General features: G+C 57.6%; 12 protein-coding genes and 1 pseudogene. 5 read left to right on the plus strand and 8 right to left on the minus strand.

Features of this window, described 5'->3' with window-relative positions; all coding sequences use genetic code 11:
* Nucleotides 1–32: 32 nt before the first annotated feature.
* A complete protein-coding gene (locus BSK43_RS27140) occupies nucleotides 33–1,310 on the minus strand; it encodes a sugar ABC transporter substrate-binding protein (RefSeq protein ID WP_136687296.1) in 1,278 nt (425 codons plus the stop codon).
* A 152-nt stretch (nucleotides 1,311–1,462) separates the two neighbouring features.
* Nucleotides 1,463–2,425: an AraC family transcriptional regulator gene (locus BSK43_RS27145; protein WP_246662702.1), complete on the minus strand. Its 963-nt coding sequence runs from the start codon at nucleotides 2,423–2,425 to the stop codon at nucleotides 1,463–1,465.
* A 471-nt stretch (nucleotides 2,426–2,896) separates the two neighbouring features.
* On the opposite strand from BSK43_RS27145, the gene BSK43_RS27150 reads away from it, so the two are divergent.
* Nucleotides 2,897–3,148 carry a DUF1344 domain-containing protein gene (locus BSK43_RS27150; protein WP_169055468.1) on the plus strand — a complete coding sequence of 84 codons (252 nt, stop codon included), beginning with the start codon at nucleotides 2,897–2,899 and terminating at the stop codon, nucleotides 3,146–3,148.
* Nucleotides 3,149–3,318: 170 nt separating this feature from the next.
* On the opposite strand, the gene BSK43_RS27155 is transcribed toward BSK43_RS27150, so the two are convergent.
* Complete coding sequence (locus BSK43_RS27155) at nucleotides 3,319–4,323, minus strand: glycosyltransferase (RefSeq protein WP_077467873.1); 1,005 nt, start codon at nucleotides 4,321–4,323, stop codon at nucleotides 3,319–3,321.
* Between the two features lie 1,105 nt (nucleotides 4,324–5,428).
* On the opposite strand from BSK43_RS27155, the gene BSK43_RS27160 reads away from it, so the two are divergent.
* On the plus strand, nucleotides 5,429–7,111 hold the full coding sequence (locus BSK43_RS27160) for an ABC transporter ATP-binding protein (protein WP_077467875.1): 1,683 nt from the start codon (nucleotides 5,429–5,431) through the stop codon (nucleotides 7,109–7,111).
* Here the strand turns inward: BSK43_RS27160 and BSK43_RS27165 are convergent.
* Both BSK43_RS27165 and BSK43_RS27170 read right to left on the minus strand, forming a co-directional pair.
* Nucleotides 7,095–8,153, minus strand: a complete 1,059-nt coding sequence (locus BSK43_RS27165; RefSeq protein WP_077467876.1) for a 2-oxoglutarate and iron-dependent oxygenase domain-containing protein — start codon at nucleotides 8,151–8,153, stop codon at nucleotides 7,095–7,097. The two genes, BSK43_RS27160 and BSK43_RS27165, sit on opposite strands and share 17 nt — an antisense overlap.
* A 372-nt stretch (nucleotides 8,154–8,525) precedes the next feature.
* Nucleotides 8,526–9,562, minus strand: a pseudogene (locus tag BSK43_RS27170) (4-hydroxythreonine-4-phosphate dehydrogenase PdxA).
* Between the two features lie 180 nt (nucleotides 9,563–9,742).
* Here BSK43_RS27170 and BSK43_RS27175 point away from each other — a divergent pair.
* Both BSK43_RS27175 and BSK43_RS27180 read left to right on the plus strand, forming a co-directional pair.
* A complete protein-coding gene (locus BSK43_RS27175; protein WP_077467878.1) occupies nucleotides 9,743–10,429 on the plus strand; it encodes a GntR family transcriptional regulator in 687 nt (228 codons plus the stop codon).
* Nucleotides 10,430–10,621: 192 nt separating this feature from the next.
* Nucleotides 10,622–11,815: an aminoglycoside phosphotransferase family protein gene (locus BSK43_RS27180; protein WP_077467879.1), complete on the plus strand. Its 1,194-nt coding sequence runs from the start codon at nucleotides 10,622–10,624 to the stop codon at nucleotides 11,813–11,815.
* Between the two features lie 110 nt (nucleotides 11,816–11,925).
* On the opposite strand, the gene BSK43_RS27185 is transcribed toward BSK43_RS27180, so the two are convergent.
* Both BSK43_RS27185 and BSK43_RS27190 read right to left on the minus strand, forming a co-directional pair.
* On the minus strand, nucleotides 11,926–12,459 hold the full coding sequence (locus tag BSK43_RS27185) for an adenylate kinase (protein ID WP_246662704.1): 534 nt from the start codon (nucleotides 12,457–12,459) through the stop codon (nucleotides 11,926–11,928).
* Nucleotides 12,460–12,564: 105 nt separating this feature from the next.
* On the minus strand, nucleotides 12,565–13,068 hold the full coding sequence (locus tag BSK43_RS27190; RefSeq protein ID WP_077467880.1) for an NUDIX domain-containing protein: 504 nt from the start codon (nucleotides 13,066–13,068) through the stop codon (nucleotides 12,565–12,567).
* Between the two features lie 114 nt (nucleotides 13,069–13,182).
* On the opposite strand from BSK43_RS27190, the gene BSK43_RS27195 reads away from it, so the two are divergent.
* On the plus strand, nucleotides 13,183–13,572 hold the full coding sequence (locus tag BSK43_RS27195) for a VOC family protein (protein ID WP_077467881.1): 390 nt from the start codon (nucleotides 13,183–13,185) through the stop codon (nucleotides 13,570–13,572).
* Between the two features lie 40 nt (nucleotides 13,573–13,612).
* Here BSK43_RS27195 and BSK43_RS27200 read toward each other — a convergent pair whose 3' ends face one another.
* Entirely contained in the window at nucleotides 13,613–14,533 is a 921-nt protein-coding gene (locus BSK43_RS27200; protein ID WP_077467882.1) for an ornithine cyclodeaminase family protein, read from the minus strand.
* Nucleotides 14,534–14,881 lie beyond the last annotated feature (348 nt).

Raw genomic sequence — 14,881 nt, forward strand, 5'->3', positions numbered from 1 at the left:
ACCCATCGGGACGGGAGAGGGAGATCGCAGTGCTATTGGTTGCGGGCCACCAGGTCCTTGGCGAAGTCGTTGAGTTCGTCGAGACCGCCCTTGATATCGGTGCGCGTGCCCGTGATCAGCTCTTCCAGGATGATGCCCCAGCGGTCGCCGAGATCCGGCCATTGTGGGCTCTGCCAGAAGTTGACGGCGGTCACCTTGCCGGTGTCTGCAAGGGCTTGTCCAAGCGCCGGTCCGTAGGTGTCGGCGAATTTCTTGCTCGTCATGATGCTCGTGCGATTGAGTTCACTGAACTGACCCGCATCAAGACGACGCTCCTCATTCTCCTTGGATGTCGCCCAGGCAATGAAGAGGCCCGCGCACTGCTTCGAAGCTTCGTCCTTGTTGGCCTTCGTGCCGATGGCAAGGCCATGGCCATAGCCACCGCCCGTCAACGGCGCGGGTGGCGGCAGGTAGCCGATCTTGTCGGCGACCTGCGAGGATTTCTTGTCGAGCGCCATGCCGACCAGCGGCGTCGACTCGATCAGGATCGCGACCTGTCCGGAGGTAAAGGCGCCAACGGCCTCATCCCAGCTGCCGGTCTGGCTTCCCGGCGCGGAATACTTGAAAAGCTCCAGATAGGTCTGCGTCGCCTTCACGGCGGCATCGCTGTCGAAGGTCGGTGTCTTGCCGTCAAACCACTGGCCGCCGAAGCCCTTGAAGAACGGCATCCAGCGCCAGACGTTGGCGCCCGAGCCGCGCTGACCGCGCAATGCCGTTCCGTAGATACCTTTGTCCGGCTGATTGAGCTTCTTGACCGCGGCAATATACTCGTCGAGCGTCTTCGGTGGCTGAATGCCGGCCGCATCGAGCAAATCCTTGCGGTAGATCATCAGGTCACCGCCACCGGTTACCGGCGCGAACCAGACCTTGCCGTCGTAGGTCGCAATCTTCTGCCGGCCCGGATCGAAATCGGCGTAGTCATAGTCCTTGGGATAATAATCCAGCAGCGGCATGACCCAGCCGGACGATGCGAAGAGTGCAACATTGGCTTCGTCAACATAGTACACATTGTACTTGCCGATCGTCGAAGCGTCGGCCTTGGTTTTGGCACGACGGTCGTTCTCGTTGAGATAGTCGATCTGGAAGCTGGCGCCGCCGCTCAGCTTGCTGAATTCATCCTTGTATTGTTCCAGCAAGGTCAGGCCGTCGCGCGGCTGAGCCAGGACGCGAATGGTGCCTGAGCATTGTGCTGCATATGCGAATGATGGTGCAGCGCCGAAAAATGCGCATGCGATCGCGATGCTCGAAACGAGCGATTTCATGGTTCTCATCGAAATTCCTCCCCTAAAGGTCCACTGTGCAGATAGCGGATGTCCCGATCCGATCTGCGCCTCCGAAGCGATGTTGATCGCCGGCACAAATAGTACGGAGCATGACACGCGCTGCTAGCGTGCGTCATGCAAGGATTCTATACTTTAATGCGCTAATTGGATTGGCTATTCATCGTACGAACCGGCCGTCTTTGGCTGGTCAGTTTTCGATAAGCCGATGGCGTAACCTTGTGTTGGCGAAGGAATGTTCTGTTGAAGTTGGAGATGTTTAGATAGCCGACTTCGAAGCAGATATCCGTGATTGGCATATCTGTTTCGGACAGCAATTTGCAGGCCTGCCAAACCCGGAGCTTGTTGACGTGATCCGTAAAGTTGTTGCCGGTGTTCTTTTTGAAGAACCGGGAAAATGCACTTTCGCTCATTCCTGCCAGTTCCGCCAATTCGCCGATGTGAATGTCGGAGGCCAGATGCTCGAAAATATAGATCAGAGATCGCTGAAGGACATCCAGCCTCTCGGCGTCGAGCTTGGGGGCAAACTCCAATGACGACAGGATCTCGTATTCGTTCGAGGATGACAGCAAATCGAGCAGGTTGACGAAAAGGGACAGGCGGGCAAAGCCTTTAAGATGCCCCATCCGTTCAATCAATTCGCCACCCTCCTTTCGCGTGTTGCCCGTGAACACCAGGCCGCGTTCGGTGCGGCGAAAGAAGTCTTCGAGCTGATTGAATTCCGGCATGGCCTGGGTGATGGCCCGAAGCCGAGCGGGGTCGAACTGGATAACGATATCCCTGCCTTGAATAATCTCTCCGGGTTCGGTCGTGGTCACCCAGTCATGCGGAAGATTGGGGCCGACGATTGTCAGATAGCCCGGATCGAATTCGCCGATATGATCGCCGACGAATGCCAATCCGCGTGTCTTCCTCAGGAGATGTATCTCGATCTCTGGATGGAAGTTCCAGACGTTTCTTGCCCATGGATAGTCGTCCATTCGCCAGAGAAATGTCTCGTTGACGTCGGTGACGATGTGCTCGAAGGTCGCCAGATCGCCCGTGAGCGATGCGTTTTTTCCGCTACCCATCCGCCTTGCAGTCTCTGATCCCACGTTCTTCAGCATTCCGGTTTCCGGTCGGGGCTGTTGGCTGAGCAATCCATCTGTCTTTCCGCTCTCCGCCGCAAGCAAAGTCGCCTATACCCTCGAGTAGGTGATAATTTAACTGCACGAGTAGGATCTCGTCTACATCCAGATAGATCTGTTGTTTACTGATCGATGTTCGCGCGTGCATGGCGGGTCGAGAACTATCTCGGCCATTCGAATTTTCCGCCTTTACCTCGTTGTCGTGGCTGATCCAGCGGCTCTAAGACTTGAGGTCGATGATCTCCCTCAATCGCTGAATGGTGATAATGCGCAACAGTCACTTAGATGGCCGGCTGGTATCTCAGCGATCAATTTTGTAATGACTATCACTGTTGGTAGCGATCACGGGTATACACATCCACACTCATTACACAGAGGCTCCACACTATCTCATTATAGTAGCGCTACATGTCGGTTGTTAACAAGCTCGTTAACAAGGAGACAACAAGAATGCGAAAGCTACTCATCATTGCAGCAACGACAACTGTTCTTGCAGCCAGTGCGGTTTCGGCTGCGACCATTTCCGGCGAGATCAAATTCGTCGATGCCAAGCAGCGAACGATCACTCTTAGCGATGGGAAAGTTTATTGGCTTACTGTCGCCCAGAAGGTTGATAGCCTGAAAATTGGCGAGAAGGTTACCATCAAATACGATCAGGCAGGCACAAAGTCCGTGGTCTCGAAGATCGACGCGATAAAGTAGCTCGGGAAAGCGCACGGTGCTTGTAATTCAACACCGTGCGCTGACGGATTGGTCCCTCTCGGATCCCGATAGAGTGCACGGAAAAATATGGGATGCAGGCGGTTTATCATTCGCCTGCATCCCAAGCCCTTTGTGGTCGCAGGACAGCCGGTTCACTTTCCCGCACCGTTCTACGATCCATGGATCCTGTCATAGTGCGCGGAAGTCCGCCCAAGGCATGCCTGGACAAGGCCCGCCATGCTGCCCAGGCATGATGCGGCTCGCACAAGCGAGTTCCCGCGGGTGAATGGCGCGGCTACAACATAGAATGATAGCCTCAATATCCTGCCGGCGATCGAGCCGGCCAAATGGACGGCCACGATGGCCGGCTTGGCCTTCAATTTCTTGCTGATCAGGTTAGTGCTGTGATCCCGACTGCGCAGGTATTGGTAGCGCAGGGTGAGCCGTTCTATCGGAACGGTCTCAAAGACAATGGCACGCGGCGCCCATCCGGTCTTTGCTCCCAGTCTCTTCGCCTGCAACCAGAGCTGCCAGTCTTCACCACCAGATAGCCCGAGACTATTGTCGAAGCGCAAACCCGTGTTGCGGAAAAATGTCAGATTTGCCATCCAGCTCCCGGTCGCAATCCTGATGCAGTGGGATTTGCCGATGCTGTGATTGCGCAGCGCTTTCGCCTCGCCGCTTCTGTTTACCTTGTTCATTCCCGACCAGACCATTTTCCTCCACATCGATATGTCAGGCGAAGGGGATGCAAAACGGACGGGAGATCCGAGAATATCGAGATGAGAGGCATCTCTTTCGGCAAGCAATTCGATAAGCCAGTCTTTAGATACGACCTCGTCATCGTCGGCAAATGTCAGCAGGTGACCGTTGGCGCTGAGCGCGGCTTCCAGAACGTGATTGCGTGCGAATGCGATACCGAGACGCGGCTCGATTTCGTACTGGATCGTGCACTGCGGCAGCCGCTTGCCAAATTCATCGATGACATCTTGTAAAGTGGGGATGTCGTTGTTCTCGACGATGATGAAATGCAGATGGGTATTCGGGGGAATATACATTTCGGCATAGGATGCCAGCAGCGCGCGTAGCATCACTGGCCTCCCGCGCGTGATCGTGCCGATACAAATGCGGCGGCTATCGGAGATTGATGAGCATTCGCCCGGAGTGTCATTCATGGTCAAGGGTTACACAGTTGTGCCGCCCGCGCGGAGAAGTCCGCGGGGCGCATGGTTTGGCGAGGTAGCGACAGGCAATGGTGCTGGGGGGAAGCTTCTTTGCATGGCAGGGAAGAAGCTTCCGCCGCTTGATTCAGCAACAAGGTTTTTGATTTCGGCCCGAAACAGGCCAGCGTCGGCCCGACGATCTAGCCCCAAAGTGATTTCGCTTCGATGAAGCTTCTGGTCGGAGCGTGTCCCTCGGTGTGGCGGAGGCTGGGATTGCTTCTTCCAGCGTCGCCTGCGCCAATGCCATAGCCGCGTTGGCTTGTGCCAGGTCGCTGCTTGCCGCGGTGTTCTGCTTGCGAAGCGTATGTGTCGAGCCAAACGTTGATGGGCGTTCGGCTGCGCCGCCTTTGCGTGCTGCGGAGGGTCTTCCGTGCTCTGAAGCCCTGCAAGGAGAACGTGGGGATCAGCGTGGCCCGGAAGCTCGTTTGCGACGGGAATAAAGTGGGCGACAAGCTTGACGCCGCCGACTGCGGGCATCGCCACTTCCGCACTTTCCCGTGCGTGGGCAATGCCGGCCATCGAGGCGAGAAGAAGCCAGGCGAGGAGATGAGCCCTCGGGCATGTCGGTCTAAGGGCAGTCCGCATCGATGCATGTCCTGGCTACCCGCCTTCATGGCGAGATCGAAAGGAGGGAAACGCATGGGCTCCGCCGGAGCTTGCCGGATACAACCCATGCTTTTTGTCGAATACGATATGACCCGAAGATTGTTACGCTTGTGTTTGCTATATGTGGAGGTTGTGTGGAGGTGGACGATTGAATGTTGACTGCCGGGCCGGCTCAGCCTTTGCTGGTGGAAAGGGGCCGAATGGAAATGCGCTTATTTTGACAGTATCCGGCGGCGAGGTTGCATGGTGCAAAGGCGGCAGCCGCCATAGGTCGGATCGCTCCCGATAATGCCCTTTTGAACTCGAAACACGGCAAGATTCATGAGTATTTTGGTAAACATTTTTGCTACATATAGGTTGTGCCCGCAACCCCGAATAGCCTCTGCGTGATCGCCGAAAACAGTCCGGTGCTCCATGCCGAGCTTACCATTTCACAGATCAGGGTATTTCGATGGCTGAAAAAACCAGCGTTCTTGAGCCCATTTCCGAAATTCTAAAGGCCTATTGGAAATCCGATCGCTGGATGCTTCTGATCGGCATCGTGGTGGTGCTTCTCGCAAGCGTCAGCAGCGTCGCCGCGCCCTATATATTTTCGCGAATTATCGATCGTTTGCCGCAGGATGGTGCCGTCATGGGCGTCGTGTTGGGGTTGGTGATCTATGCGGTACTGGTCGGCGTTGCTGCGGCGCTCCAGCATATGATGCAATACCTCTCGTTCATGAGTTCGGAAAACCTTGGTTTCATAGCGCAAACTCGCTTCTTTGAACGTATTTTAAAGAAGACCACGGTCTTCTTCATCGAGCACAATCCGGCTGAAATTCAAACCGCAAGTTCGAGCGGAAGCAATGCGTTGACGATGCTCGTTCAGCTTGGCCTTATCGTCTTCATTCCCGGTATCATGCAAATCTTGCTCACACTGGCGACGCTGGGCGCGTTGATCGATCTGCAGGTGATGACCATCGTCATACTCTATGGCGCGATGACCATTGCGTTGACCGTGATTTCCGTTCGCCGCGCCCGAGTCTACCTCGACAAGGCGATTGAAGCCGGTCAGGAAAATGCGCGTTTCGTGGGAAATGCCATGAACGCGATGGAAACGCTGCGCCATTTCGGCAGTCATGACTGGATGAAACGGCGCTTCGCAACCAAGGCGGCGGAAGTGCGGGATGCTTGGCGTGGCTATGTGCTGCAACGAGTCGGTTACATCGCCGTGCTGGGAATAGCGCTCTCGGTACAGTTTGCCGTAACCTTCCTGCTGTTGCTGCCGCGCTACAGAGCAGGCCAAGTGACGGTTGGCGATATCGTTCTGTTCAATACCCTTCTACTGCAGCTCAACATGCCGTTCGAGATGATTGCTCATGCGATCGACGACGTGGCGCGTTCGCGTTCGACACTCACGCCATTGGCAGAAATGTGGCAGGCGCCGGAGGAGCGTCAGGTTTCGCAGGCGACATCCTTTGTGACGAAGAACGGCCGCCTCGTTTTTGATCGCGTCAGCCATGCCTATGACAACGGCCGTGGCGTGAAGGAGATCAGTTTCGAGGCGCAACGCGGCGGCATGACATTTCTTGTCGGTGAAACCGGCTCGGGCAAGTCGACCATCTTCAAGCTGGCGCTGAAATCGATCGAGCCGGATTCCGGGCGCATCCTCATCGACGAGGTCGACATAGCCTCGATCGACCGGGCTGATTGGTATTCGGCGATTGCCGTCGTGCCACAGGATGCCATCCTGCTGAATGAAAGCCTGGCCGAAAATATTCTGCTTGGTCGTCCGAAAGATGAGGCGCGCCTGCAGCTTGCAGCCGAAAAGGCGGCGATCTTGCCCTTCGTCGATGCGCTGCCCGATGGTTTCGAAACGACGGTCGGCGAGCGCGGCCTGAAGCTTTCCGGCGGCGAGCGCCAGCGCATAGCCATTGCGCGGGCTGTCTATGGCAATCCGGCCATCCTCTTTCTCGACGAGGCAAGTTCGGCACTGGACGAGGCAACGGAGCGTGACATCATGGAGCACATTCGCGTGCTTGCCCGCGATGTCACCGTGCTGGCCATCACCCACAGGCGTTCCGTCATCGCGAAGAGCGACAAGGTGGTGGATATGAGCACGCTGGGTGAAGTGCTGACTACCGACCAGTCGTAGCCAATTGTTCCGAAGCCAGCAGCTCCCCATAATGTGCCCGCGCCACATCCGGATGCGAACGCAGGCGGCTCTTGAGCTGGTTCTGGCCGACTTCACGGAAGATCGGATTGAGGGGGTCGACCGAAATGCCGCGCTCAGCGCGTTTCAGATCTTCCGGTAGCTCGATGACGGGGATTGTGGCGTCCGGGCGGGAGCCTAGGAAGAATGCCACGGAAAATCGCTCGACGCCCGCAGGCGGCGCGATCACATCGTGCACGTCGGCGCGCACGAAGCCGTTGGTCGCAAGCTCTAGCAATTCGCCGGTGTTGATGACGAAGGTGCCGGGAACCGGCGGCGCGTTGATCCACACGCCATCTTCGGTGCGCACGCGCAAGCCGGGCGTCGTATCCTGAAGCAGCACGGTCACGAAGCCGCCATCCTTGTGGGCGCCGACGCCCTGGTCCGTTTCGGCGACGTCGCGGCCCGGATAGCGGATGATTTTCAGAAGCTGCGATGGCTGCGGCTGGTATATGTCGGCAAAGACATTCTCCGGCTGGCCGAGGGCTGCGGCAATGGCCTTCAGAATATCAATGCCGATCCGCGTGACCTCAGCCTGATAGGCGAGCAGCAGCGGTTTGAGCTCCGGCAGGGCCTCGGGCCATTGGTTGGGGCCTTGCAGGCGCCGCCATGCCGGCGTATCCGGGCCAATCTCGGCCGGCTTGTCTTCCGTGTTGATATCGAGCTGCTCGCGCCAATCCTGTTCGCCGCGGGTACGTTCCTGGCCGGCCCGGTTGTAGCCACGGAAGTGCGGTGATTTCACCATCTCGATCTTGAGCTTCTCTTCGAGGGGAAGAGAAAAGAAGCGCTTCGCCGTCGCAACGACATCCTCAATCAACTTCGGATCGACGCCGTGCCCGGTCAGATAGAAGAAGCCATGGTCGTGGAGCACCGTGCGAAGCTCGGCGATGAAGACTTGCCGCTCCTCGGCCGAAACATGAAGACGGGAGAGATCAAGGGTCGGCAACGATGTTTCGGCTTCAGCCGGCGTCGTGTGAACGGTCACGGGTGTTTCCTCCCTCAGGATCTTGTGGCTGAGCCGGGCAAGACGGAATGCGTCTTGCTGATTGAGGAGACGCTATGGCCGATTATTTCCGGATGCAAACAAGATCATCTCAAAGATTGCGGATCTCAGGGAATGTTTTTTGCGGCCGCCATTCCCAGGCTGTGGCGATCGAAGGCGGCAACAGGGGCGCTCCCGATCGTGGTCGATTTCTCATTCCCGCAGCGGGGGCAGAGGATGGGCCGGAAACGCGAGTCTGAAAGGCAAGTCCTGCTGCGCGAATTTGTGCGCCTCCTTCGGCCATCATTGACGTTCTGCATGGCGATGAGGGTGTGACGTGGCGGTTGCTTGTCCGTTTCGACGCTCTTTGCGCCGTCAGGCGGCGGCTGACAGGCTTGCGGCTCGTCTTGCCATGCGTGCCGCCAGCAAGATCGCTTCCCGGCTCGCACCGACATCGGCAACTCCCTTGCCGGCAATATCATAGGCGGTGCCATGCGCGGGCGTGCAGAGCGGGAAGGGCAGGCCGCCCATCATCGTCACGCCCTTGTCGAAGCCGATGAGCTTCATGGCGATCTGACCCTGGTCGTGATACATGGTCAGCACGGCTTGGAAACCTTCTTTGAGCGCTCGCAAGAACACGGTGTCGGCCGGGAAGGGGCCTTCGACATTGTAGCCTCTCGCCTTTGCCGCGGCGACGGCGGGTTCGATGATGTCGATCTCCTCCATGCCGAAGCTGCCGCCATCGCCCGCATGCGGATTGATGCCAGCAACCGCGATCTTCGGATCGTCATAGCCCGCGCTCTTCAGGCAGGCCATCGTCAGCTCCAGCCCATCCAGAATGCCGTCGATCGAGAGTGACGAGCAACCTGAGACAGCGGAATATGCGAGGTGACGCGGGCATTCCAGACCTTTTCCAGAACGTTGAACTCGCGCAACCTGCCGGTGAAGCCCAGGACATCGGAGACGAAACGGATCTCGTCGTCATAGCCCGGATAGGCAAGCCGCATCGCCTTCTTGTTGAAGGGGGTGAAGCAGACGGCCTGCGCATGCCCCGAATGGGCAAGCATCAGCGCCTCGCGGAAGTTCCGCGTCGCAAATTTGCCGCCGGCAAGCGTCGCTTCGCCGCGTGTAACGTCCGCCGGGTCCAGATTCTGCAGATCGATGAAGACATGACGATCCGTGCCGGCGTCGCCGATGCTTTCGAATGAAGCATCCCGCAGCTCGAGTGAAAGACCCGCCACCTTGGCTCCCTCGTCGAGAATGCGCCGATCGCCGATGGCGACGATATGAGCGGCCTCTTTAATTTCGGGAAGCGCTAGAACCCTCGCGGCCAATTCAGCACTGATGCCGGCGGGATCACCCATGGCTAGCGCTATAACGGGGCGGATATTTGCTGCGTCATTGATGGCCATGATGATCTTCCTCCTCGTTAAACCCAATGATTTCTGATAGAGCATTCAAAATTCTGCATCAAGTATTCTGTATACAGAATTTTACATTGACGCGGATATGCGCCATCGCCATGCTCAGGGAATCGTGGAAGAGGGTCGGCTCGCGGCGATTTGCGAGAGCCATTGCAGTGGGAATCGAGAATGGATGAGACCGGCAGGTTGGATTGGAAAGCCGAAGGCGGTCCGGGCCCCATCCAGCGCACCGTGCTGCATGATACGATCGTCAGCCATCTCCGCGACATGATTATCGAGGGCATTCTGGAGCCCGGCATACGTCTGCACGAAGGCCAACTCGGCGAACGGCTTGGCGTATCGCGTACGCCGTTGCGCGAGGCGATCAAGTTTCTGGCGAGCGAAGGCCTCGTCGAACTGACCCCAAGCCGTGGAGCGTCGGTCAAACGCTTCAGCGGCAAGGATGTTGAGGACATGTTGAGCGTCCTGCGCACGCTCGAGGAACTGGCGGGCAAGCTCGCCTGCCAGCTCGGCAGTGATGCGGAGATCGCCGAAGTTCGGGCCTTGCATGACGAAATGGTCCGCTGCTATCGGGTGGGCGACCGTCTGCAATATTACAAGCTCAACCAGGCCATTCACACGGCAATCGTCCGGCTGACCAAAAATGCATCCCTGTCCGAGATGCATCATATGTTGCAGACGCGGCTGAAACGCATCCGCTTTATCGGCCACGAAGGCCCGGAAAAATGGGCAGCTGCCGTCGCCGAGCATGAGGAGATGATCGCGGCTTTGGAGGCGCGTGACGGGGCGCGGCTTTCAAAGATTCTCGGTCGTCATCTCGCCAATGCCTGGGAGCGGGTTCGCGACGTGGTGTGACTTACTCCCCTGTTCGGTAAGAGAACTGTGGATGCCACAGTCGCCGGCCGCCACCCGCTCGCAAGAGCATCTCTCGGTAGAATTCCATAGCGACATCGCGTATATCGGGCTCCGAACCTTTCACAACCGTCGAGTTGTGCAGGGCATTTTTGACGAGAGGGCAAAAAGATAGGAAGCCAGGAACAAGCACCCGTGCCGAAGCGTCTGGCACGTCTCGTCTTGATGACACCTGATGGTGCGGTCGTTGGATGTTGGCCACCGGTTCCTGTCGACGTCCCGTGGCGGCAGGAAGTGGAATCCGTCATACGCGCCGCGCGCGAACACTATGGCATTGACGTAACCATCCTGCGCCTGCTCGAAGTCTCTCCTGAGCGGCCCGATGGCGTGGAAGTCACCTATTTGGCAGAGATTGCCGAGCCCGTACCGGCCGAAGTTTGGACGGGGAAGATCGAGGCTCATCCGCTGCGTCAAGCCTATGCGCAGCCCGGCGGTCCCGCCGCCGATCTTGCTTGGGCAGTGCGGGTGTTGGCCGGGCATGGCCTTACACCTACGGCCAAACCCGTGCAGGTTCGCACCTGGAATCTCTCCAGTGTCTGGCGCTTGCCCATCGGCGACCAATCAGCATGGCTGAAAGTCGTGCCGCCGTTCTTCGGGCATGAGGGCCGTGTCATTGCAGCTTTGGCGGGCCAGCATGTTCCAACACTATTCGGCCACGACGAAGACGGGCGCATTTTGCTCGCGGAGATTCCCGGCGAGGACATGTTTGAGGCCGATCTACCGCAATTGCTGGGCATGGTGACTGTCCTTGTCGACATACAGGCCTCATGGATTGGCCGCGTCGAAGAATTGCGCGGGATGGGGTTGCCCGATTGGCGTGGGCCGGGCTTGTCCATGGCGATCGCCGATGTCGTGCAACGGACACGCGAGGAATTGTCCGCGGACGAGCATGCGGCGCTATCCCGCTTTGTCGAAGGTCTTGCCGCCCGCTTTGCCGAAGTCGATGCCTGCGGATTGCCGGACACGCTTGTCCATGGCGATTGCCATCCCGGCAATTTTCGCGGGACGGAATTGGAGCTGACGCTGCTTGATTGGGGCGATAGCGGCATCGGCCATCCTTTGCTCGACCAGCCGGCCTTTCTCGATGCGGTCCCGCCGGAGCATCTGCAGACGGTCAAGGATCACTGGAACCGGCAATGGTTGACCCGCGTGCCCGGCTGTAACCCGACACGCGCCGCCGATCTGCTGGCCCCGCTCGCGGCAGCCAGAAGAGCCGTGATCTATCAGCATTTCCTCGACAATATCGAACCGTCGGAGCAGGTCTATCATCAAGGCGACCCGGCCGACTGGTTGCGCCGCACCGCGGAATTGGTGATGAAGGCGGATTGAGCGAGGGGCGGCGAAAGGTATGTATTCGCGGACTGCACCATGAGGTACTGCTTGATCCCCACCCATTCGGCTTTTGCCGGAGAGGTGATTGTCTGTGATCTTTACAACTTTCAGTCCCGGTGAGCTGTACCTGATCCTTGCGTCAATCTTTCCAGCTCGTCCACGTCGCAAATGCGAGTTAACTTTTTGCCGGCTTTCTCTGCCGCCACGCACGTGGCTCGGATGTCAGACATCCAGTCTTGCTCGATCGCCCATATGGTTCTGAAAAGATCTCGCGTCGGCGGCATGGCTGAGAGGCCGCCGGGAGAATGCTTCAGCGTGCCCGAATGCCAGGCGATTTGCCTCTCAGCGGCGAGCCAGAAGTGCATCCAGAGCGGCATGTCGATGAGAATGATCTCGGTCGCCCGATTTATACGAGCAGGTATCGAATCCCGATGCCCGAGCCCATCGATGATCCAGCTTTCCTCGGATATGATCCGCTGATGCTGTTCGGAATAGTCGTCTATCGGCGCCGGGATCCAGCCTTCCCGCCAAAGGAGCTTGTCGATTTCGAAATGGGCAAGGCCGCGTTGCTTGGCCATGTTGCGCGCGAGCGTGGATTTTCCGCCGCCAGCATTTCCTAGAATGACGATGCGCGACATCATATGAACAACCTGAGCGATCCGGCTTTGATGTGACATGATTGGGCGAATTGCCTACCCATACTGCAACCAACCCATTTTGCAGCTTGTGGTCAACTGGTCGCACAATCAGGCAGCATCGCGCCGCACGAGATGTTGGATACCGGCGGGCATGGTTTCGATGAGGTTTCGCACGGGCAAGGGCTGCAGATCGAACTGATCCAGGGCGGCCCGGGTAGACAATGCCCATCGAAATTCAAGCTCGGCATTGCCGTCCCTGATCCGATGCACGATCTCGTTCTCGTGGAAGGGCAATGGCCGCGACAGCTCCGCTTCATAATAGAAGCCGAGTTCATGTACGCGCGTACCCGCGAATTCGAAGAAATTTTCGATGATGAAGCGCAGCGGACCGATCGCTGCCGGACAGCCGATCTCTTCCTCGATCTCGCGCGCCAGCGTTTCGGCGCTCGCCTCGTGAAACTCCACCCGACCGCCGGGCAGAACCCAGAACCGGTCTCCAACGGCCCGATGAATGAGGATGTGGCCGTTGGAACGGATCAGTGCACCAGCCCGCAATTGGAAGCGTGAATCTCCGGCGTCCACGACGATCATGGTGCGTGCAGTATCCGTCATTGTTCGATCCTCCATAGGTTCTTATCGAGATCGCCGAGCCCGAAGAATTGACATCAGCCCGGCCTTTGGAAACGGTGAGACGATGGTAGATGCACTTTTCGAAAGTGATTTGAAATGCGCTTCGTCAACCCAATCCCTTTCGTCAGCGATATCGAACGCTCAAAGATGTTTTATCGCGACATCGTGGGGCTCAAAGTCCTGAGCGATTTCGGAAGCTTCGTTCTGTTCGAGACAGGCTTTGCGATTCATGACGGAAAAGCGCTCGAACGGACAGTCTGGAAGACATCGGCCGAAATGTTGGAGCCATATGGCCGCCGCAACATCCTTCTCTATTTCGAGGACGACGATGTGGATGCGGCCTTTGAGAGAATAGCGCCGCATGCCGAGCTTATTCATCCCGTCGAGCGGCAGGAATGGGGACAGCGGGTCTTCCGTTTCCACGATCCCGACGGTCATGCGGTGGAGATCGGCGAGCCGCAGTCTGTCGGGATCGCTGAAGGCTAAAGGTACATGATGTGAGAACACTTCTATTGCGTCTGCGCTCTCAAAGCCTGTCGAATATCGCTGACGCCACCATGACTTCCGTCCCTGCCAGACCAACAGAGCAAAAAAGCGTCATGTCGAGTGCAGATATTCGAGCGGGGACGGTGTTGGTGACAACGTCGGCCAGTTCCTTCATGCGATGTTCGTGACCTGACCCGGCAAGAAAAAAGGGCGAGGCATAAGCCTGTGTCTGCTCCAGGGAATCGGTGACGATCATGTTGGCGGCATCTGCTATGTCCAAACCGATTTCATTTGCCTGCCGTGTTTTCGGGCCGACCGTGTTGATATGCACCCCGGGCTTCAAATCCGCCGCATGGATGACCGGTGCATCGCTGCTTGTTGCGCAAAGCACGATATCGGCATCCGCTACGGCCTCGGCAGCGCTTTCGACGGGGTCGATCGCTATACCCAACTCACTATGCATGTCTTCGGCAAAGGCGGTGCGGCTTCTCTCGTCGCGGCTGAAGACGCGGACGGCTGTTATGTCTCGAACCGCGGCTGCGGCAATCAGCTGAGTTCTCGCTTGAGCGCCACTGCCCAAAATACCAACGGTTCTGGCGTTTGGGGCGCTGAGATGACGTATGGCGAGGCCTCCGATTGCTCCCGTCCTGATTTGGCCCAGCCGCTCACCTATGATGATCCCTATGAGTTTGGCATCAGCCGCAGACCAAACAGCGACAATCTGCGTGTGCTCAGTTCCGTTGAACGTCTCATAGACACGGAAACCGGCAAGCGGCGTCTCTCCAAGGATGCCTCCAACGGTAAACACCAGATCGCCTTGGCCGGGAAACGGGACATGATGTCGAGGCGGGGAGACAAATTTGCCCGTTGCTTTGGCATGGAGGGCCGCTTCCATCGCGTCGATTGCGACGGGCATCAATGCGATACTGTCCAAATCCTGGTCTTGCAGTATTTTCATCATCGGGAATCTCCAACTCAAAGCTGAGTTTGCAACCTCAAGCCCGGTTGAGGTCAAGCTGTTGAGCCGAAACGATAGAGAATGAGGATGCAAGCCTTGCGTGGTCTCAAATTCGAGCAGCTGACGGAACATCTTCCGCCGGATTTTGATGTGCTGCGCCGGGATGCTGCTGCAGAGGGCAAACGGTTTTTGGAGCGACTGTGTGCCGAGTGGCAGAGCGGTGAACAGCGTTTCAGCGGGACACATGAAGCTCTGTTGGCGGCCAGGGTGAATGGCGAGTTGGCGGGGATCGGCGGGATGACGATCGATCCCGTTATATCTTCCGCCATGCGTATGCGCCGCTTTTTTGTG

It is taken from the genome of Rhizobium sp. P44RR-XXIV (assembly GCF_001999485.2).
Classification (GTDB): domain Bacteria; phylum Pseudomonadota; class Alphaproteobacteria; order Rhizobiales; family Rhizobiaceae; genus Rhizobium.